Below are 18,429 nucleotides of genomic sequence, written 5' to 3'. Positions count from 1 at the left end.
GCATCGCGCCCAACGCCATCGCCCAGGTACCGCCGACCGGCGAACGGTTATTGGCCAGAAACAGGCTGATCCGATAACTCAAAGACTGGCCAAACACCGCGACGCAATAGGGCGGCCAGAACTGCCTGTGGGCTAATCGCTTTGCCGAATCGCGTAAAAACCGGGCTATCCTGCCGACTCTGTCGAACAGAAGTCATCGAGCCCTCCATGCTGCAAAAAAGCCTGATCCGCCGCCTCGACCTGATCACTCTCCAGCTGTTTGTCGCCGTTCATGAGGAAGGCACGCTGACCCGTGCCGCTGCGCGTGAAGCCATCGCCGTGTCGGCGGCCAGCAAGCGGCTGATGGAGTTGGAAGAAGCGCTGGGTATCAGCCTGTTCGTGCGCCAGGCCAAGGGCATGACCCTGACACCGGCCGGTGAAACCTTGTTGCACCATGCTCGGCAGATGCTGTTCAACGTGGAGAAAATGGGGCTCGAACTGGGCGAACACAGCCACGGTATTCGCGGCTATGTGCGGATGCTCGCCAACCTGTCGGCGATCATTCAGTTCCTGCCCGAAGACCTGCGGGACTTCTCCGCGCGTCATCCTCAAGTCAAGACCGACCTCGAAGAACGCCCCAGCAGCGGGGTGATTCAGGGGGTGCTGGATGGCGTGGCGGACCTTGGGATCTGCTCCAGTGACAGCGACGTCAAAGGTCTGCACAGCGTGCTTTATCGACAGGACAAACTGATGGTGTTGATGCTGCCCGATCATCCGTTGGCGAGTCGTTCCAGCTTGGCCTTCGCCGATACGCTGGGCAGCGATTACGTCGGTCTGCATTCCGCCAGTTCAATCAATATGCGTACCCACGCAGCCGCGCGCGAGGCGGGCAAAGTGCTGCGGTTGCGGATTCATGTACCGGGTTTCGACGCCATGTGCCGGATGGTCCAGGCCAACATGGGCATCGGCATCCTGCCGCAAAAAGCCTATGAGCTGTTTGGCCGGGCGTTGGGCTTGCACGCGGTGCCGTTGACGGATGACTGGTCGGATCGCGCGTTGGTTCTGGTGGTACGCGATGAAGCGGCGCTGTCGCCGGTGAGCCGGATGTTGTTCGAGCATTTGCGTGGGGTGGTCTGACAGTTCTCGATTGCTAGGCCGGCCCCTTCGCGAGCAAGCCCGCTCCCACAGTTGGTCTGCGGGTGTACCTCCCTGTGGGAGCGGGCTTGCTCGCGAAGGCTGACCTGAGGTCGCGGTAATTCCAGGGCGTTCGCGTTTCGCGAACGCTCGTTGCCAACTGAAGGTTGGATTCCAGCCCCCGTGGTCCTCTAGCCTTGGCTCATATTCCAAGAACAACATGAGGTACCCCGCGATGACTGCCCCCTTGAGTGCAATCAAAGTGATCGAGATCGGCACGCTGATCGCCGCGCCGTTCGCCGCGCGCATGCTTGCCGAGTTCGGCGCCGACGTGATCAAGATCGAAGCCATGGGTCAGGGCGACCCGCTGCGCAAATGGCGCAAGCTGCACGAAGGCACGTCGCTGTGGTGGTACCTGCAATCGCGAAACAAGAAGTCCCTCGCACTGAATCTCAAATCACCCGAAGGCATTGAACTGGTCAAACTACTGGCGACCAGCGCCGACGTGCTGATCGAAAACCTGCGTCCCGGCGCCCTGGAGAAACTCGGTCTGGGCTGGGACGTATTGCACGCCCTCAACCCTGACCTGACGCTGGTGCGTATATCCGGTTATGGCCAGACCGGCCCTTACCGTGATCGTCCAGGTTTTGGCGCCATCGGCGAGGCCATGGGCGGGATCCGCTACACCACCGGCACCCCCGGTTCACCGCCGGCGCGGGTGGGCGTCAGCCTCGGCGATTCCCTGGCTTCGTTACACGCGGTGATCGGTGCCTTGATGTCGCTGCTGCGGGTCAAGACCGGGCAGGGCGGTGGGCAAGTCGTCGATGTGTCGCTGGCTGAAAGTGTGTTCAACGTCATGGAAAGCCTGGTGCCGGAATACGACATGCTCGGCCATGTTCGTGAGCGCAGCGGCGGGGCCTTGCCGGGCATCGCGCCGTCAAACACTTATCTGACGGCCGATGGCGCCTACGTGGTGATCGCCGGCAACAGCGACCCGATCTACAAGCGCTTGATGGACGTCATCGGTCGCCGTGACCTGGCCGATGCGCCGGAGTTCGCCCATAACGACGGGCGTGCCGCCAAGAGCAACGTGCTCGACGCGGCGATCACTCACTGGACCAGCAGCCTGCCGATCGACGAAGTGTTGTCGGCACTGGAAGCGGCCGAAGTCCCGGCCGGGCGCATCTATTCAGTCGCCGACATCGTCGCCGATCCGCACTATCAGGCGCGGGACATGCTGCTCAACGCCGACCTGCCCGGCGGTGCCACGGTGAAGATGCCCGGCATCGTGCCGAAAATGTCCGAGACGCCCGGTGGCGTGAACTGGTCCGGACCTACGTTGGGCCAGCACACCGACGGCATCCTCGCGGGGCTGGGCCTTACGGATTCGGACATCGAACGGCTGAAAGCGGAAGGGGTGGTGCAATGATCACTGATTTTTCCGAGACCCTGATTGTTCAGGAAGTCTCCCCCCGCGACGGCTTGCAGATCGAGCCGACCTGGGTCGAAACCGTCGACAAGATTGCCTTGATCGATCAGCTGTCGCTGGCCGGTTTCAGCCGCATCGAAGCAGGTTCGTTCGTTTCGCCCAAGGCGATTCCGGCGCTGCGCGATGGTGAGCTGGTGTTCAAGGGCATCACCCGGCAACCGGGGGTGATTTACGTCGCGTTGATCCCCAACCTCAAAGGCGCGCAACGGGCGCTGGCGACCAGGGCCGACGAGTTGAACCTGGTGATGTCCGCCAGCCAGACCCACAACCTGGCCAACATGCGCATGCGTTGCGAAGCCTCATTGGCCGCGTTCGGCGAGATCGTGCAATACGTTCGCGGGACGACGGTGCGACTCAACGCCAGCATCGCCACCACCTTCGGCTGTCCGTTTGAAGGCAAGATCGACGAGGATCGCGTGCTGCAAATCGTCGAGGCGTATCAGGAGCTCGGGATCCAGGGCATTACCCTGGCCGACACCACCGGCATGGCCAATCCGCGGCAGGTTGATCGTCTGGTGCGGCGGGTCTTGCAGCGGGTTTCGCCGGCTGATCTGACCCTGCATTTCCACAACACTCGCGGGCTCGGTCTGTGCAACGTGCTGGCCGCCTACGAAGCCGGTGCCCGTCGCTTCGACGCGGCACTGGGCGGGCTCGGCGGATGCCCGTTCGCGCCGGGTGCCTCGGGCAATATTTGCACCGAAGATTTGGTCAACCTGTGCGATGAGATCGGCATTCACACCGGCATCGATCTGCCGCTGTTGCTGCAATTGTCACGAGGATTACCCGCACTGCTGGGCCACGAAGTGCCCGGACAGCTGGCCAAGGCCGGACGCAATTGCGATTTGCACCCGTCCCCGTCCTGACAACCCCTAATCCGTGTGGGAGCGGGCTTGCTCGCGAATGCGGTCTGACATTTAACAAAGATGTCGACTGACAATCCGCCTTCGCGAGCAAGCCCGCTCCCACAATAAAGCTCCCTACAGACCTTTCAACCAGACAACAAAAACAATCGGACACCCACGGGCAGTCCACCTGGAGAACCATCATGAGCCTTAATGTACTGGAGGCGGGCGCGAGCCCGTCCGTTAGCCACGACGAAGAAAAAGCCCTGGTCAGCAAAGTCGCCTGGCGCCTGATGCCGTTGATCATGGTCTGCTACCTGTTCGCGTTTTTCGATCGCATCAACATCAGCTTCGCCAAGTTCCAGCTGCAGACCGACCTGAGCCTGAGCGACACCGCTTACGGCCTCGGCGCCGGCTTGTTCGTGGTCGGTTACGTGATCTTCGAAGTGCCGAGCAACATGATGCTGTACAAGGTCGGCGCCCGGCGCTGGATCGCCCGGATCATGATGTCCTGGGGGCTCGCTACTGCGGCCATGGTCTTCGTCAACAGCGAATGGCAGTTCTACGTGCTGCGCTTTGTGATTGGTGCGATGGAAGCCGGTTTTGCGCCGGGAGTCCTGTATTACCTGACGCTGTGGTTCCCGCAGCATTATCGTGGGCGCATCACGTCGATGTTGTTTCTGGCGTCGGCGTTTGCCGGTCTGGTCGGCGCACCGTTCTCCGGGCTGGTGCTTCAACACCTCGACGGCTTCCTCGATATGCGCGGCTGGCACTGGCTGTTTCTGCTGGGCGGCGTGCCTTGCATCGGCCTCGGCTTGCTGGTGCTGACATTGCTCAAGGACCGCATCGAAGACGCCCATTGGCTGACGCCCTCAGAGAAAACGCTGCTGGCCAGCCGTATTGCGCACCATGAACCGCACAAGAGTGGCGGCTCGTTGCTCGCCGCACTGCGGATTCCGGGTTTCCTGACACTCGGGCTGATCTACTTCCTGATTCAGGTGGCGTCCTACGGCTTGAACTTCTGGGCCCCGCAACTGATTCGCAGCGCCGGCACCGAAAGCCCGGTGATGATCGGTTTGCTGACCGCCATCCCTTACATCTGCGGCGCCATCAGCATGGTGGTGATCGGGCGGTTGTCTGACTCGACTGGCGAGCGACGCAAGTTTGTCGCAGGTCTGGTTGCGGTGGGCGCGGTGGGGTTCTTCTGTGCGGGGATCTTCGCAAACCACACGACCTTCCTGATTGTCGCGCTGGGCTTGCTCGGTGCCGGAATCATCGCGTCTATCCCGAGTTTCTGGACCCTGCCGCCCAAACTGCTGGCCGGTGCGGGCGCAGGGGCTGCTGGCGGGATTGCAGTCATCAACACCCTCGGCCAGTTCGGCGGCATCGTCAGCCCGGTGATGGTGGGGCGGATCAAAGACCTGACGGGCAGTACCACGCCGGCGCTGTATGTCATCGGCGTCGCTGCGCTGATCGCCGTCGCGCTGCTGCTCTGGGGGTTGCCGCAGAAGCTGCGCACGCTCGACAAGTTTTAAAAGTTTCGCAGGCTACGCCGGTTCCTGCATCGACCACGCATCACTGCAGGAGCTGGCGAAGGCTGCGATCGCAAGAAGATGATCGTTCCCACGCTCTGCGTGGGAATGCTTCAAGGGACACTCTGCGTCCAGTGACGCGGAGCGTCACGGGCTACATTCCCACGCAGAGCGTGGGAACGATCAAGACGTTGCTGTTATCGCTTTTTCCAATGTGCCTCCGAACTGAATCAACACCACTCCAGCCATTAACAACACCGCCCCAGACACCCGAGGCACTGTCATCTCCCGCTCCACCAACCCAAACCACCCGAAGTGATCCAGCACTAGCGACGCAACCACTTGTCCCGCCAGCACCAACGCCATAAACCCCGAGGCTCCGAGTTTGGGCAATAGCATCAGCGCCAGCGAAATAAAGCACACCCCAAACGCGCCACCAGCCCACATCCACAGCGGCGCCTTGCTGATGAACGCCAGCGACGGCAACGGCAAACGCAGCGCCAACATAACGGGCAACAACACCACAATACTGACCAGCAACGACGCGAGGGTTGCCCACAACGGATGACCCAAGCCGCGCCCGAGGTTGGCGTTGATTGCACTTTGAAAAGGCACCACCGCCCCGGCTATCACGGCCAGCAGCAACAGCCCGGCCCAATGCAACGTACTCATGATGAATCTCCAACAGGTTTTGCTGGACTCTAGAGTATTCGTCGCGCAGATTTAAATTCCAAATAACTATTCAGAACATGCATCCGATGAATGATCTACGGCGCGTCGACCTCAATTTGCTGGTGATCCTCGACGCCTTGCTCAGCGAGCAACACGTGACCCGTGCTGCCGAGCGCCTCCACCTGAGTCAGCCGGCCGTCAGTCATGCGTTGGCGCGGTTGCGTGATCTGCTCGGCGATCCCTTGCTAGTGCGGGCGGGCGCCAGCCTCGTGCCAACCCCGCGAGCTCTGGAGCTGACAGCTCCTTTGGCCGAAGCCCTGGCTCAGGTGCAATCGCTGCTGGCACCGAATACCTTCGATCCGGCCACCGCCAAGCGCACGTTTCGACTGGCGATGTCCGACTATGGCGCTGCAATCGTCCTGCCGGGGTTGATCCGGACCTTGCGCCGCGAAGCACCGGGCATCGATCTGCAAATCAGGCATGCCAGCCGCGAAGGCATGCTCGAGGGGGTGCTCAATGGCGACATAGATGTGGCGGCAGGCGTCTTTCCAGAGTTGCCGAACGAGTTGCGCAGCACCCCGCTGTTCGAAGAGCACTACGCCTGTCTGGTCGACCGCAACAGCCTGCCCGCCGATGGCGTGCTCGACCTGCCGACCTACCTCGCCCGACCCCACGTCCTGCTGGAAATGCGCGGCAGCGGCACCCCGGAAATCGAACGAGCCCTGACAGCCCTGCGTGAACGCCGTCGCGTGGCGATCAGCCTGCCGCACTGGAGCGTCGCCCCGCAATTCATCAGCGGTACTGACCTGATCCTCACTGTCGCTTCCCGAGGGTTGCTCAATATCGATGAGCAGTCGTTGATCGTGGTCCCGCCGCCGTTTCACATTCCGTCGTTTACGTTTGTGTTGGTTTGGCACAAACGGCGGGGCGGGGATCAGGCGTTGAACTGGTTGAATGGGCGGATTGCGGAGGGGATCAAGCACGGATGACGTTCTATCCAGCAAGGTGATCGACGCCGGCAAGGATGGCTTGGACGAAATCCGCTGCGGCCGGGGGTTAGGCCACCCCCCGTTCGTCTACCGTAACAAATGATTGAACAGACCTACCGAGCCGGGGATAGTGCGCGGCTGAAATCGTCTGGTTTTTTGAAGTAGACAAGGAGCAGGGCATGACATTGAAGTCTGGGTTGATGGGAAGTCTGGCTGCGTGCAGCCTGATAATGACGGCCCGGGTGTTCGCTGAATGTGCGTCACCGTCGTTGAGTGACGATTTCGGTTTTTCCGTTTGCAAGGACTGGCCCGCTTACCCTGGCCTTACTCTGACTGCCACTTCGCAGCACGAAACAAACCCGTCTTTCGACAGTTCGGGTCGTGACGGGATCTACGACCTCAGTCTTGCGGTGGTGTCGGGTAGTGAATCGAGACCCCAGGCATCCTTCCATCAAGCGTCTGCCTTCGTGTCTGACGCGTTTGGCATGGAAGACCTGCAACTGGATACCGCCCGCTACACACTCACTCCAGAACTGCGAGCCTTTGGCATACGTATCAGATTCAGCGGTTCCTCTCGCGCAAACCCCATGGCTGAAACCTGGCTGTCGCTCTATGTAAAAGAAGGCAATCAGTTGCGTCCAGTCCTGGACAGGCTCATCACGGAGGCGGAAAGCGGCGAATGGGATACCAACTGTGCCGGTGAGCGCTACAACACCGTTCGAACCGTCGAGATCGGCAAAACCAGCTCACATGGATTTGCGGATCTGATCGTCAAATCGGTGACCACCAGTATCATCGGCAAAGGCGAGGGGGAGGCTTGTGAGTCAACATCAATCACCGCCAAACCCGCGCTGACGACACTCCGATACAACGGAAAAGCCTATGTCCTTCCACAAGGTTTCAAGGGCGTTTAAGTACTGCGAGCGATTCGAGACGATCAGGGAAGACAATGACTACTACCAAGAAACTGCTGAGTTCAATCGCCATACTCGGCCTCATCATTGCTGCCGGCCAGGCTCAAGCGGGTTGCGAAGATGAGGCGCCATTCGGCCAGCGTTCATTCACGCTATGCAAGGTTTGGCCGGCTTATGACGACCTGACTATTGTTGCCACGTCTACGTTTACCCCGGACTTCGTAGATGCAGGCAATGATGGCGGGAATGTCGATCTGGAGTTGTCGCTGATCCAATCATCCAATTCGAAGCGCCTGGCCAACTACCGAAAAAAAGACGCCTATTATTCGGACGCTGTGGCGTATGAAGGGCTGGCCATTGATACAGCAAGGTACAAGCTGAACACTGACGAGCGTGCGTTTGGCATTCGTTCGAAATTTGCCCATGAGTCCAGCGTCAGTCCCTATACGAAAACAGAATTGGAACTGTATCTCAAGGATGGCAGTGTTCTACGTCCCGTGCTGGAAGGGCTGGTGGTCGACAGCAGCAATGGCGAGTGGGACGGCAATTGCGCAGGAGAGGGGACGCGGACGCAGCGAACGGTCGGTATCGCTCAGTCGATGCAAAACGGGTTCGCAGACCTCATTGTCAGCTCCACTGTGACGCTGACGAAAAGCTTCAAGGTCGGCGAACTGTGCGATGGCGAATCCCAGAAATTGAAGACGACCCAAGTCACTCTCCGTTATGACGGCAAGCAATACGTCGTACCAGAAGCACTTAGAGGTTAATCCATCGGTAGCAGCCCGATGCGGGAATGAAAGTCTTCGACGATCTGTAAGTCGGGTTCCGGGAACCTGAGATAGACTTGCGTGCATTCGCTCCGGCTCAACAGGACATCCAATGACCCCATCGCTGCTAATGGCTGTTCTCGCCTCTGGCTTTATCTACGGCATCACGCCGGGGCCGGGTGTGTTGGCGGTGTTCGGCATCGGTGCGGCGCGTGGTCGGAGGGCCGGGGCGGGGTTTCTCTGCGGGCATTTGCTGGGGGATGTGGTCTGGTGCAGCACTGCGCTGATCGCGATTGTCGGTGCGCGGGAAATCGGCAGTACCGCATTCGATGTGCTGGGAGTACTCAGTGGGCTGTACCTGTTTTGGCTCGGTCTGCGCGCGGTTCGCGCTCGTCGCAGCAGTGACGAAGCACCTCAAGGCCCGGCGCGGCAGCCGTTCTGGCACGGCATTCTGTTTGGCCTGACCAATCCGAAGGCTTACCCGGTGGCGGTAGCGACTTTTACGGCGCTGCTGTCCAGCCGTGCCGAATTGCTGCACTGGTCGATGCTGCCGTGGCTGATTGTCCTGAGTTTCGTCGGTGGCCTCATGGCCTACGCTATTCTCATTGGCATTGTCGGTGCGCGGCAGGTGCGCATGTTGTACCAGCGCCATGAGCTGCTGATCACCCGGTTGTGTGGGGTGATGTTTATCGGATTCGCCATCAATGCCCTGGCGCATGCATTGCCGGGGCTGGTGACGAACAAGGCGTGAGGCTGATTGCAAGGAGGCGTCAGCTGTACTGATGGGGCAGGGAAGGTTCTTTATTGCTGCATTGGCCGGACACGCTCACCGCACTATGGCAACCAGAAATTCCGCGCCGTTGGCGAGTTACATTGATCTCTTGCTGGACGCCGTCTGTGCGGTCGACAAACAAGGTCGCTTCGTTTTTGTCAGCGCGGCCTGCGAGCGTATTTTCGGTTATACCCCTGACGAGCTGATCGGCCAGCCGATGATCGATCTGGTGCATCCCGCCGATCGTCAGCGCACCCTCGATGCCGCACGGGAGATCATGGGCGGCGAGCCCAAGCTCAATTTCGAAAACCGCTACCTGCGCAAAGATGGCCGAGTGGCGCACATCCTCTGGTCGGCACGCTGGTCGGAGGTCGACCAACTGCGCATCGCCGTGGCACGCGACATCACTGAGCGCAAACAGGCCGAATCCCGGCAAGCGGCGTTGTATGCAATCTCCGAAGCGGCCCACGCGGCGGAAGACTTGCTCGCGCTGTTCAAACGCATCCATTTGATCATCGGTGAATGGCTGCCGGCGCTGAATTTCTCCGTGGCGCTGTATGACGAGCACTGTGCACAGCTGAATTTCCCTTATCACGTGGACGACCTGGAGCTGCAACCCGAGCAGCCCGGAACGATCACCGGACGCCTCTGTGCCGAGGTGATTCGCAGTGGCCAGCCGATTCTGCTGACCCCGGATCAAGACAATCCACTGGCGGGGTTCGAGGCGCTGGTCGCGGGCCAGCATTCACCTTGCTGGCTGGGTGTGCCGTTGAGTTCACAAAACGGCACCATCGGTGCGCTGATCGTTAAAAGCGTGCCCGGTGGTGAGCGTTACACCGAACAGGACAAGGAGCTGCTGCAATACGTTTGCGCACAGGTCGCCACCGCGATTGAGCGCAAGCAATTGCTTGCCCGACTGCAGCGCATGGCCCAGTACGACCAGCTGACTCAGCTGCCCAACCGAGAGTTACTCCGTGACCGGCTTAAAGATTCACTGGCGCTGGCGCGGGCGGACTCCGGCCGAATGGCACTGCTGTACGTCGACCTCGACCGCTTCAAGCAAGTCAACGACACCCACGGTCATGCGGTCGGCGACATGCTGCTGCAAGCGGTCGCCAATCGGCTCAAAGGCTGCGTGCGAGAAACCGACACGGTAGCGCGCATCGGCGGTGATGAGTTTGTAGTGTTGTTGCACAGTATCCACGCCTCGGCAGACGCCGACAGCGTGGCGGGAAAAATCCGGCAGGTTTTGGCTCACCCCCTGCGTCTGGACGGCCACAGCCTGATCATCCAGACGAGCATCGGCGTTGCGCGATACCCCGACGACGGCACTGAAGAAAAGCAATTGTTCCGGCATGCCGATGAGGCCATGTACGCCGCCAAGCGCCAACATCACCGACGCCTCGGGGTCTGAAAAATCTGCCACCGTTCGTCGTGGCGTTTTCAACTTTTCTAAACCTTTGCGGTGAACGAAATTCTGATTCTATGCGGGCTCCTGCTCGCCGCGATCATCACCAAGAGGTAGAGAATCATGCCTAATTCAAGAAACTCGAACTCGGGAAACTTCGCCAACGATCGAACGAAGGCGTCTGAAGCCGGTCGCAAAGGTGGGAAAACTACCACCACGACTGTCGATAAAGACCCTTCGAAACCCGATATGGGCCGCAAAGGTGGTCAGAAATCGAAGTAGCGGTGAAGGTAGTTTTAATTGAGAGGCGGGAGCGTAAGCTCCCGTTTGAATTTTTTACGAGGAGGGCGCGACCATGAGCCGGATGGCCACCCGTTTACGCAATGCCAGTTTTGCCACGTTGCTGGGCCTGTTCGCCAGCAGTGCCTTTGCCCAGTCCCCCGCCGAATTCATCAACGATGCGTCGGCCAAAGGCATGGCCGATATCGAAGCCAGCCGCCTGGCGCACCAGAAAACCGAATCCAAAGAGGTCAAGGATTACACCATCGTCGTCATCAACGACCGCACCACCGCCAACCAGCACCTGGCGAAAATCGCCAAACAACTGGATTTGCCGGTGGCTCCGCGTGAAGAGGTCGTCGATAAAGCCAAAGCCTTGATGCCGCAAGTGCAGGACGGCGCGAGCTTCGACCAGGCCTACGCGGCCAGTCAGGTGAAAACCACCCAGGAAGCCATCGAACAGCTTCAACAGGCGGCGCAGACCACCGACGTGCCTGAAATCAAAGCCTTCGCCGAAGAAACGCTGCCCAAATTGCAGAACCACCTGCAAATGGCCAAGGCGCTGCAAGCCAGTCGCTAACCCACGAAGTACGCGGGTGACCTTGAGCCACCCGCGATGAGCCCGATCAGCATTCATCCAAATCCTGCTTATCTTTTTCCTGGACGACGGTGCCGTCCAGGGAAATCGTTTCGCCCTCGCCAAGTTGCCGATACTTCTTTCGTAGCGCTTCCAACTGCTTGAGGTCCAGCGCCTCAAGCCCCAGCATCGCGTTCTGCGCCTCCTTCGTCACCCGCAGCAACTCATCGACCTTCAAGTGCAAAATGTCCGTGTCGCGGTTCTGGGTGTTCTGGATCAGGAACACCATCAGGAAGGTGATGATGGTGGTCGACGTATTGATGATCAGCTGCCAGGTGTCGTTGAAGTGAAAAATCGGCCCACTCAGACCCCACAGAAAAATCAGAATGATCGCCCCCATGAACGTCTTGGGGCTACCCGCCCACAGGGCAAGTTTCTGAGCGACTTTTGCGAATTTCATAGCCGTGTTCCTTATAGGGATGCGCCTGATTTTCAGACAGCATGGGCATGATGAAAATTCTGATTAAATTCCGGGTTCAATGAAAAGCTGGTGGCTCGTATCTCGGTAGATCGGAGGAGCTGCCGAGACTGCGATCTGGCGAACTTGTCGGGCGAATTGACCCAGACGTGGATGGAAGAAATTTCTGTTGTTCCCAATTTCTGGCTGGATTCTTTCTTTGTGCCGGTTTGTGTCTAGTATCAAAGGCAGTCAATTTGCCAGCATGCAAACACACGGATCGAACCAGATAAGAGGCCACTCATGGAATTTTTCGAAAAGTTAGCAAGCTTAGCCGCCAAAGTTCGTTTGCAAGGCGCTGCCATTAAGACGGAAGAAGCGACCAAGAACGCGTTTGTCATGCCATTTATCAGCACGGTGCTGGGCTACGATGTCTTCGATCCGACGGAGGTAACTCCCGAATTCGTTTGCGACATTGGAACGAAAAAGGGAGAAAAAATTGATTACGCAATCATGAAGGGGGGAGAGGTTCAAATCCTCATCGAGTGCAAAAAAATAGGCGAGCCGTTGCACATCAATCATGCCTCCCAGTTGTTTCGCTACTTCCACGTCACCAGCGCCCGTATCTCTATCCTTACCAACGGTCAGGTCTACAAATTTTTCACCGACCTCGATGCGCCTAACAAGATGGATGAGAAGCCATTTCTTGAGCTCGACCTTCTGGATATCGATGAGTATTCCGTCCCCGAATTGGTCAAGCTCACCAAGTCAGCCTTCGATGTGGATTCGATCATCAGCGCCGCAGGTGAGCTGAAGTACGTCAGCCAAATCAAAAAGGTCATTGCTTCGCAGGTCAGCAAGCCTGATGACGATTTCGTGAAAGTGTTCGCGTCGCGTGTATACGACGGGGTGATTACTCAGAAGGTCCGTGAGCAGTTCCATGAGCTAACGAGAAAGGCCGTGGTGCAGTTTCTCAACGACCAAATCAACGACAGGCTCAAGTCGGCCATGAGCGGCGCCATTCAACCCGCGTTGGCCTCTTTGCCGGTTTCTGCCAGTGGTGCTGAGCAGCCGGATGTGCGGGACGAGTCAGAGGACAAGGTTCTAACAACGCTGGAAGAACTGGAGGGATATCACATCGTCCGTGCCGTCGTTCGGTCTGTTGTCGATGCTAAGCGGATTGTTCAGCGCGACACCCAGAGTTACTTCGGCATTCTGCTCGACGACAACAACCGCAAACCTATCTGTCGTCTGCACTTCAATCGTTCACAGAAGTACATCGGGATTTTTGACGAAGAGAAAAATGAAACCCGGCACGCAATTAACTCGATAGACGATATCTACGAATACTCGGATCACTTGAAGAAGACTGTTGGGTATTACGACTAACCGAGCTTTCTCTGCGCGAAAAAAACCGGCCATCACGGCCGGTTTTTTTTGGGGTTTCTATTCACTCCACCAACTTAACGTCCACCGACCAGCTGAAGTATCCCAATGCCTCGCAACTTTTATTGATCAGCATGAATTTCAGTTCGCACGCCGCCACCCCAGCCGCCAATTGCGTGCAATGCCAGTAATGATCATCGGCCGCGTGGCTGCCCGGTTGGGTCGGGCTTTCGGGGTTGGGGGCGGGGACTGTCAGGTTGGTGTGAACGACCAATTCAGGCGGTGAAAGTACCCCGGCATTACCTACTGACATCTCGTAGAACACCACGCTGTGTTCGGCGAGCAAGCTGACGGTCCTGCCACGGATATGGAAGTCCTTTCCGTTGCTGGCGAGAAAGGTCATAAGGCTGTCATTTGTTGTACTTTGTGGTGTTTGGGTGCCGCTGACGGCGAAGATGAAACCTTCTTCAATCCTGGTCGCGTTTTGCGGATCAGGACTGGGTTGCGGATAGCGTGAAAGCAGTGATTCAGCATCGACGATCAGCAGCACATTATTGGCTGGCGCGATACTCGTCGAGGGGGAGGCAATCGGTTCGGAAGTCATCATGGATTCCTTTCATGATGTTGATGCAGGACGGCAGCCGCATCGGCTCAAGCAGGACATCCCGTCCCGGCCGAAGCGGCAACGAACTCGGTAGGCCCCTCGTCGCCAAGGGGCCTGGTCGTCGTCAGTTACGGATGGTAATGAACGGATCCCACGAGCAGCAGCCTACGATCTTGCAGTCGCGATCAACGATCAGGAAATGGAAGTGGTAGGTCACGCTACCGCACGAAAGTGTTTCCGAAGACCAGTAATGGTTGTCGACTTTCTGGCAGCTCGGCACCGACGGGTTGCTGGTGTTGGGAACGGCAACGCAAGCTGTAGCCTTGCGGGGCGTGGGTGTTGAGATCAACTCGTTGCCGACATTGCCAATGAACTTGTAGAAAATTACTGCATTCTCGAAGCTCTGCGACAGGCTGGTTTCACGCCAGCGAATCAAGTCGCCAACCTGGGCTTTCAAGTTGAGTTCGCCACCGGCCTGGCCGCTGACGACGTTGTTCTGGTTGGTCACCATGTACACATGATTGACGTCGATCAACGTCGGCGACGCAGGGTTTTTGCTGATGTTCGGGTAGTTTTTCAGAATGGTTTCAGTGTCGATTGAAACAAGTACATCCGTGACTCGAGACATAGTAAAGCTCCTTGTTCATAGTGAATGCCTGGCATCTTCCAGGCACAACAACGCTTGCTTGCCTTACGGCCGTTGCGAAAACACTACGGGCGGAACCCACCTGTCACGGGCATGAGCTGGCCTTGCTCCTTGCGTGCAAACTAACGGGTTCGGGTTCCTTCCGACGGGCCGCGATAGGACTATAGGTGCCGTTTTCAGGCTGTCAAAATTGCTTGCCTGTCAGTTCGACGAACGGTCGATTTAGTTATGATTTCAGAAGATTTGGCGATAAAGAACGCTCATTTAAATTCTCGTTGTTATGTGGGTGCCAAGTCATCCAGGTTCAGGTAATAGACAGATACGACCTGCTACAAGATCAATTAGCCAAGCAGGAGCGTGGCTGGGGAAGGGGGGATTTTTGCTGATGCACTCAATGCGGCGGTCAAGCCTGAGGAGGCAGCATGTGGTTACGTTATATGGCGTTATTGGCGGTGATGTTCGCAGCGTCCGGCTGTGTGCAGGAGCGGGTCGTTCATGAGCGGCGTCCGGTTCAGCATGAGTACGTTGAAGTCATTGCACCGCAGCCGCCACCGGAACGGGTAATCGAAGTAGAGCCTATGGCACGTCCGGGGTACGTCTGGTCCCGAGGGTACTGGCGTTGGGAAGGTGGGCGTTATGTCGCTGTTCATGGCCACTGGGTGCCGGAACGACCGGGCTATCGTTATGTGCATCCCCACTGGGAGCAGCGTAATAATGGCTGGTACTGGCAACGAGGGGGTTGGGTCAACTGACATCTTTCGCCATAGGTCGGATTGGGCAGAGCGCATCGGTCGAGGTATCGTAGCGAACCGGTTTTCCGCCTCTTGCTACAACAACGCACCGACAGGAGAACGCAATGAGTTGGTCCGCCAAACAATACGTCGCTTTTGAAGATGAACGCACACGTCCCGCCCGTGACTTGCTAGCCGCGATCCCTGCTGTGGACGCGCGCTCGGCAATCGACATTGGTTGCGGCCCTGGCAATTCGACCGAGTTGCTGGTTGAACGCTTCGCCAATGCCACGGTACGTGGCCTGGACAGTTCGACCGATATGATCGACGCCGCCCGCAAGCGCTTGCCGCAGGTGCAATTCGATACGGCTGATATTGATACCTGGAACGAAAACGGCCCGTTCGATGTGATTTTCGCCAACGCGGTGTTGCAGTGGCTACCGGATCACGCGAAGTTACTGCCTGCACTGGCGAGCAAGCTGGCCCCTGGTGGCAGCCTGGCGATCCAGATGCCGGACAATCTCAATGAGCCTTCGCATCGCTTGATGCGCGAAGTTGCAGCCGATGGTCCATGGGTTGGCAAACTGGCGGACGCCGCCGGGCAGCGGACGGAAATGGCAGATGCCAGTGGTTATTACTCCATGCTGCGAGCCCATTGTTCCCGTGTCGATGTGTGGCGCACGACGTACCATCATCCACTTGCTGGCGGCGCGTCTGGTGTGGTCGAGTGGTTCAAGGGCAGTGGATTGCGGCCATTTCTTGATCCGCTGGATGAGGCGGAGCGGGCGCAGTATCTCAAGCAGTATCAAGCGGCAATCGAGCTGGCTTATCCGCCGTTGGCCGATGGTTCAGTGCTGCTGCCGTTCCCACGGTTGTTTATCGTTGCGACGCGCTGATGCATTAATGAAAAAGGGACAGATTCTGCTCTTTTCGTCTGTCCCTTTTGCGTACCAATGGCCGAGCATCCCGTCGTAGCTAGGCGTCAATCAGCTGATCAATCAAAACCGCGTTGCTATAGATCAAGCTTCCATCACTCGCTCGATGCCCGACCAAATGGAACTGACCGCGCTCGTTGTGTATATAGACGCGCATTTGGCAGTCGGACAAAGGGCCGTATCCCTCTGGCAATTTCAACTCCAGCGTGTCCATGTCGACATCGACCATGGCTTCACGCTCATGGGTCTTCTGCAGGCGTTCTTCCGCTTGCTCCAGACCCCGATGGAGGGAGCCATCGACGTAAAAATGGATTTCACCCACCGGGGTCGACTTTTGTGCTCCGCTGACTTTGCACCAGCCTTCGATCGTCAATGCACTCATGACGAAATCTCCGTTGTGGACGGCTGGACTCTATAGCTCTGGCCGTCACTTGTCTGACCGCTATGCATAGGCAAGGACTTTTGCGGGGGCTTTTAGCCGATCTTTGCCTTCCGTAATCAGACCTGATTATAGCTGGCAACCGGGCTTCGCTTACTCGACGTGGCGACCAGGCGAGAGGTGTTACTTAATAGTTACAGTTATATATAGCGAATCGGTTTCAAGTGATCAAGTTGACGCAGAAGTTGGAATATCCAGAACGTCAATGGTTTTCACGATAAGCGCTGGTTCCGGCCATGAACTATACTTCCTGCGGACTTTGCCACAAAGATAGTGGTATTTGTCTAGCCTGTTTTGGCGTCAGATTAGTATTGATTTGACGGTGTTGTTCTGTGGCGATGTTTAGGCATACCGATGAGTAACAGGAATAGGATGAAGGCAAAATGGCAATGGCAATTATTCTTGTACTAATCGTTATTGCGTCCGTGCTGTTCCATTTGTTAGCGCCTTGGCATGCGGCACCGCCAGCCTCCAACTGGGGGTCAATAGACACCACCCTGTTCATCACTCTGATCATCAGCGGAATATTTTTCATCGCCGTCACTCTATTCATGGCGGTGGCCTTGATACGTTTCCGTCACAAGAAAGGCGGCAGGGCGGCCTACCAGCCAGAAAATAAAAAGTTGGAAACATGGTTGATTATCGTGACCTCGATAGGTATTGCCGCGATGTTGGCGCCAGGCCTGGTTGTTTATGATGATTTCATCCGGGTGCCAAAAAATGCTTATGAACTCGAAGTGGTCGCCCAGCAGTGGCAATGGGCGTTTCGTTTTCCGGGTCAGGATGGAAAGCTGGGAAAGTCAGACATCAAGTTTGTTGACTCGGTCAATCCTCTCGGTCTTGATCCCAAGGATTCTGCCGGACAGGACGATGTACTAATAAGAAGCAATGAAGTTCACCTTCCGCTCGATCAGCCGGTGAAAGTCTTATTGCGTTCCAAAGATGTACTGCATGATTTCTATATACCGCAGATTCGCAGCAAGATGGACATGGTGCCTGGGATGGTGTCGTACTTTTGGTTTACACCGACGGTAATCGGGAAGTATGAAATACTGTGTGCCGAGTATTGTGGTGTCGGTCATTACAACATGCGCGGCTATATGATCGTAGAAGACCGGACCGCCTTCGAACAATGGCTTAACAGTCAACCGACTTTTGCGCAGACATTAACGACAGCTGCCAAACCCAGTCGGGACAGCGTGCTGGAAAAAGGTCGCCAGTTGGTCGAAAAATACGGCTGCGTTGCCTGCCATAGCCAGGATGGAACTGCCAGTCTCGGCCCAGGATGGAAGGGACTGTACGGCCGCACTGAACAGCTTGCCGATGGCACCAGCGTGCTCGTCGATGAGGCCTACGTGAAAGAGTCGATCCTCGATCCGAAGGCTCGATTGGTACAGGGTTATCCGCCGGTCATGGTGGCCTATACTCTCACTGAAGATGAACTGGGTGCTGTCGTCGCCCTGATCAAATCACTGGGTGTCGCGCAGCAAGAACCTTCTACCGGCGAAAAACTGGACGGAGGTGACGACTTGGCGACACAGGGGCAGCGGCTGGCCCAGTCGCTCGGCTGTCTGGCCTGCCACAGTGTCGATGGCAGCAAGGGCGTCGGCCCCAGCTGGCAGGGCCTGTATAACGAGCCCGTAACCCTTGCCGACGGTTCGACGATAAAGGCCGATGAGGGCTATATAAAAGATTCGGTGCTTAATCCCGGTGCCAAAATCGTCAAGGGCTACGCAGCCATCATGCCGGCCTTTACCCCGAGTGATCAGGAGTTGAACGCACTGATCGCTTTTATCAAATCCAAAGCGAAAGCCGACGCTGATGGGAGCAAGGCGGAGCCAGGGAAGTAACCGTAAAGCAGCCAGGAATGCACCGAA

At 57.4% G+C, this 18,429-nt stretch carries 20 protein-coding genes; 15 read left to right on the top strand and 5 right to left on the bottom strand.

Features of this window, described 5'->3' with window-relative positions:
* Positions 1-207 precede the first annotated feature (207 nt).
* The 4 genes from DFS28_RS18000 to DFS28_RS17980 all read left to right on the top strand — a co-directional run bounded on the left by DFS28_RS18000 (position 208) and on the right by DFS28_RS17980 (position 4,979).
* Positions 208-1,116, top strand: a complete 909-nt coding sequence (locus tag DFS28_RS18000) for a LysR family transcriptional regulator (protein WP_111450896.1) — start codon at positions 208-210, stop codon at positions 1,114-1,116.
* A 232-nt stretch (positions 1,117-1,348) separates the two neighbouring features.
* Entirely contained in the window at positions 1,349-2,542 is a 1,194-nt protein-coding gene (locus DFS28_RS17995; protein ID WP_111450894.1) for a CaiB/BaiF CoA-transferase family protein, read from the top strand.
* Positions 2,539-3,465, top strand: coding sequence for a hydroxymethylglutaryl-CoA lyase (locus DFS28_RS17990; protein ID WP_056739399.1), 927 nt, complete (start codon positions 2,539-2,541; stop codon positions 3,463-3,465). The genes DFS28_RS17995 and DFS28_RS17990 overlap by 4 nt, the downstream gene beginning before the upstream one ends.
* Before the next feature lie 182 nt (positions 3,466-3,647).
* Positions 3,648-4,979 carry an MFS transporter gene (locus DFS28_RS17980; RefSeq protein WP_111450892.1) on the top strand — a complete coding sequence of 444 codons (1,332 nt, stop codon included), beginning with the start codon at positions 3,648-3,650 and terminating at the stop codon, positions 4,977-4,979.
* Between the two features lie 180 nt (positions 4,980-5,159).
* Here DFS28_RS17980 and DFS28_RS17975 read toward each other — a convergent pair whose 3' ends face one another.
* On the bottom strand, positions 5,160-5,648 hold the full coding sequence (locus DFS28_RS17975) for a DMT family transporter (RefSeq protein ID WP_111450890.1): 489 nt from the start codon (positions 5,646-5,648) through the stop codon (positions 5,160-5,162).
* A 77-nt stretch (positions 5,649-5,725) separates the two neighbouring features.
* Between DFS28_RS17975 and DFS28_RS17970 the strand changes: the two genes are divergently transcribed.
* The 7 genes from DFS28_RS17970 (at position 5,726) to DFS28_RS17940 (ending at position 11,357) form a co-directional block, all read left to right on the top strand.
* Positions 5,726-6,637, top strand: a complete 912-nt coding sequence (locus tag DFS28_RS17970) for a LysR family transcriptional regulator (protein ID WP_111450888.1) — start codon at positions 5,726-5,728, stop codon at positions 6,635-6,637.
* Between the two features lie 179 nt (positions 6,638-6,816).
* On the top strand, positions 6,817-7,551 hold the full coding sequence (locus tag DFS28_RS17965; protein WP_111450887.1) for a hypothetical protein: 735 nt from the start codon (positions 6,817-6,819) through the stop codon (positions 7,549-7,551).
* 35 nt (positions 7,552-7,586) lie between these two features.
* Positions 7,587-8,318 (top strand): hypothetical protein, encoded by a 732-nt coding sequence (locus DFS28_RS17960; protein ID WP_111450885.1) that lies wholly within the window; start codon positions 7,587-7,589, stop codon positions 8,316-8,318.
* Positions 8,319-8,430: 112 nt separating this feature from the next.
* Positions 8,431-9,069, top strand: a complete 639-nt coding sequence (locus tag DFS28_RS17955; RefSeq protein ID WP_111450884.1) for a LysE family translocator — start codon at positions 8,431-8,433, stop codon at positions 9,067-9,069.
* An 85-nt stretch (positions 9,070-9,154) separates the two neighbouring features.
* Positions 9,155-10,504 (top strand): sensor domain-containing diguanylate cyclase, encoded by a 1,350-nt coding sequence (locus tag DFS28_RS17950; protein ID WP_111450882.1) that lies wholly within the window; start codon positions 9,155-9,157, stop codon positions 10,502-10,504.
* Positions 10,505-10,621: 117 nt separating this feature from the next.
* Positions 10,622-10,780 (top strand): KGG domain-containing protein, encoded by a 159-nt coding sequence (locus tag DFS28_RS17945; protein ID WP_008152986.1) that lies wholly within the window; start codon positions 10,622-10,624, stop codon positions 10,778-10,780.
* Between the two features lie 73 nt (positions 10,781-10,853).
* On the top strand, positions 10,854-11,357 hold the full coding sequence (locus DFS28_RS17940; protein ID WP_111450880.1) for a DUF4142 domain-containing protein: 504 nt from the start codon (positions 10,854-10,856) through the stop codon (positions 11,355-11,357).
* Positions 11,358-11,403: 46 nt separating this feature from the next.
* On the opposite strand, the gene DFS28_RS17935 is transcribed toward DFS28_RS17940, so the two are convergent.
* Positions 11,404-11,814, bottom strand: coding sequence for a low affinity iron permease family protein (locus tag DFS28_RS17935; protein ID WP_111450879.1), 411 nt, complete (start codon positions 11,812-11,814; stop codon positions 11,404-11,406).
* A 300-nt stretch (positions 11,815-12,114) separates the two neighbouring features.
* On the opposite strand from DFS28_RS17935, the gene DFS28_RS17930 reads away from it, so the two are divergent.
* The gene (locus DFS28_RS17930; protein WP_111450877.1) at positions 12,115-13,200 is read left to right on the top strand and encodes a type I restriction endonuclease; all 1,086 of its coding nucleotides are present in this window, start codon (positions 12,115-12,117) and stop codon (positions 13,198-13,200) included.
* A gap of 61 nt (positions 13,201-13,261) precedes the next feature.
* On the opposite strand, the gene DFS28_RS17925 is transcribed toward DFS28_RS17930, so the two are convergent.
* A complete protein-coding gene (locus DFS28_RS17925; RefSeq protein WP_111450875.1) occupies positions 13,262-13,801 on the bottom strand; it encodes an AidA/PixA family protein in 540 nt (179 codons plus the stop codon).
* 124 nt (positions 13,802-13,925) lie between these two features.
* On the bottom strand, positions 13,926-14,429 hold the full coding sequence (locus DFS28_RS17920) for an inclusion body family protein (RefSeq protein WP_111450873.1): 504 nt from the start codon (positions 14,427-14,429) through the stop codon (positions 13,926-13,928).
* A gap of 440 nt (positions 14,430-14,869) precedes the next feature.
* Between DFS28_RS17920 and DFS28_RS17915 the strand changes: the two genes are divergently transcribed.
* The gene (locus tag DFS28_RS17915) at positions 14,870-15,199 is read left to right on the top strand and encodes a YXWGXW repeat-containing protein (RefSeq protein ID WP_111450872.1); all 330 of its coding nucleotides are present in this window, start codon (positions 14,870-14,872) and stop codon (positions 15,197-15,199) included.
* 104 nt (positions 15,200-15,303) lie between these two features.
* Positions 15,304-16,074 carry a trans-aconitate 2-methyltransferase gene (gene tam, locus DFS28_RS17910; protein ID WP_111450870.1) on the top strand — a complete coding sequence of 257 codons (771 nt, stop codon included), beginning with the start codon at positions 15,304-15,306 and terminating at the stop codon, positions 16,072-16,074.
* A gap of 79 nt (positions 16,075-16,153) precedes the next feature.
* Here tam and DFS28_RS17905 read toward each other — a convergent pair whose 3' ends face one another.
* The gene (locus tag DFS28_RS17905) at positions 16,154-16,495 is read right to left on the bottom strand and encodes a hypothetical protein (protein WP_111450869.1); all 342 of its coding nucleotides are present in this window, start codon (positions 16,493-16,495) and stop codon (positions 16,154-16,156) included.
* A 440-nt stretch (positions 16,496-16,935) separates the two neighbouring features.
* Between DFS28_RS17905 and DFS28_RS17900 the strand changes: the two genes are divergently transcribed.
* Positions 16,936-18,402 carry a cytochrome c oxidase subunit II gene (locus DFS28_RS17900; RefSeq protein WP_111450868.1) on the top strand — a complete coding sequence of 489 codons (1,467 nt, stop codon included), beginning with the start codon at positions 16,936-16,938 and terminating at the stop codon, positions 18,400-18,402.
* The last annotated feature ends 27 nt before the right edge of the window (positions 18,403-18,429 follow it).

It is taken from the genome of Pseudomonas sp. 478 (genome assembly GCF_003254125.1).
Taxonomy (GTDB): Bacteria; Pseudomonadota; Gammaproteobacteria; order Pseudomonadales; family Pseudomonadaceae; genus Aquipseudomonas.
Note: the sequence above shows the minus strand (reverse complement) of the source record. Positions and strands in the feature narration are given on the sequence as shown.

Bases quoted from the DNA above. Each gene is read 5' to 3' on its own strand.
- DFS28_RS18000 (WP_111450896.1), top strand. From the start codon at position 208: ATGCTGCAAAAAAGCCTGATCCGCCGCCTCGACCTGATCACTCTCCAG.
- DFS28_RS17995 (WP_111450894.1), top strand. From the start codon at position 1,349: ATGACTGCCCCCTTGAGTGCAATCAAAGTGATCGAGATCGGCACGCTG.
- DFS28_RS17990 (WP_056739399.1), top strand. From the start codon at position 2,539: ATGATCACTGATTTTTCCGAGACCCTGATTGTTCAGGAAGTCTCCCCC.
- DFS28_RS17980 (WP_111450892.1), top strand. From the start codon at position 3,648: ATGAGCCTTAATGTACTGGAGGCGGGCGCGAGCCCGTCCGTTAGCCAC.
- DFS28_RS17975 (WP_111450890.1), bottom strand. From the start codon at position 5,648: ATGAGTACGTTGCATTGGGCCGGGCTGTTGCTGCTGGCCGTGATAGCC.
- DFS28_RS17970 (WP_111450888.1), top strand. From the start codon at position 5,726: ATGCATCCGATGAATGATCTACGGCGCGTCGACCTCAATTTGCTGGTG.
- DFS28_RS17965 (WP_111450887.1), top strand. From the start codon at position 6,817: ATGACATTGAAGTCTGGGTTGATGGGAAGTCTGGCTGCGTGCAGCCTG.
- DFS28_RS17960 (WP_111450885.1), top strand. From the start codon at position 7,587: ATGACTACTACCAAGAAACTGCTGAGTTCAATCGCCATACTCGGCCTC.
- DFS28_RS17955 (WP_111450884.1), top strand. From the start codon at position 8,431: ATGACCCCATCGCTGCTAATGGCTGTTCTCGCCTCTGGCTTTATCTAC.
- DFS28_RS17950 (WP_111450882.1), top strand. From the start codon at position 9,155: ATGGCAACCAGAAATTCCGCGCCGTTGGCGAGTTACATTGATCTCTTG.
- DFS28_RS17945 (WP_008152986.1), top strand. From the start codon at position 10,622: ATGCCTAATTCAAGAAACTCGAACTCGGGAAACTTCGCCAACGATCGA.
- DFS28_RS17940 (WP_111450880.1), top strand. From the start codon at position 10,854: ATGAGCCGGATGGCCACCCGTTTACGCAATGCCAGTTTTGCCACGTTG.
- DFS28_RS17935 (WP_111450879.1), bottom strand. From the start codon at position 11,814: ATGAAATTCGCAAAAGTCGCTCAGAAACTTGCCCTGTGGGCGGGTAGC.
- DFS28_RS17930 (WP_111450877.1), top strand. From the start codon at position 12,115: ATGGAATTTTTCGAAAAGTTAGCAAGCTTAGCCGCCAAAGTTCGTTTG.
- DFS28_RS17925 (WP_111450875.1), bottom strand. From the start codon at position 13,801: ATGACTTCCGAACCGATTGCCTCCCCCTCGACGAGTATCGCGCCAGCC.
- DFS28_RS17920 (WP_111450873.1), bottom strand. From the start codon at position 14,429: ATGTCTCGAGTCACGGATGTACTTGTTTCAATCGACACTGAAACCATT.
- DFS28_RS17915 (WP_111450872.1), top strand. From the start codon at position 14,870: ATGTGGTTACGTTATATGGCGTTATTGGCGGTGATGTTCGCAGCGTCC.
- tam (WP_111450870.1), top strand. From the start codon at position 15,304: ATGAGTTGGTCCGCCAAACAATACGTCGCTTTTGAAGATGAACGCACA.
- DFS28_RS17905 (WP_111450869.1), bottom strand. From the start codon at position 16,495: ATGAGTGCATTGACGATCGAAGGCTGGTGCAAAGTCAGCGGAGCACAA.
- DFS28_RS17900 (WP_111450868.1), top strand. From the start codon at position 16,936: ATGGCAATGGCAATTATTCTTGTACTAATCGTTATTGCGTCCGTGCTG.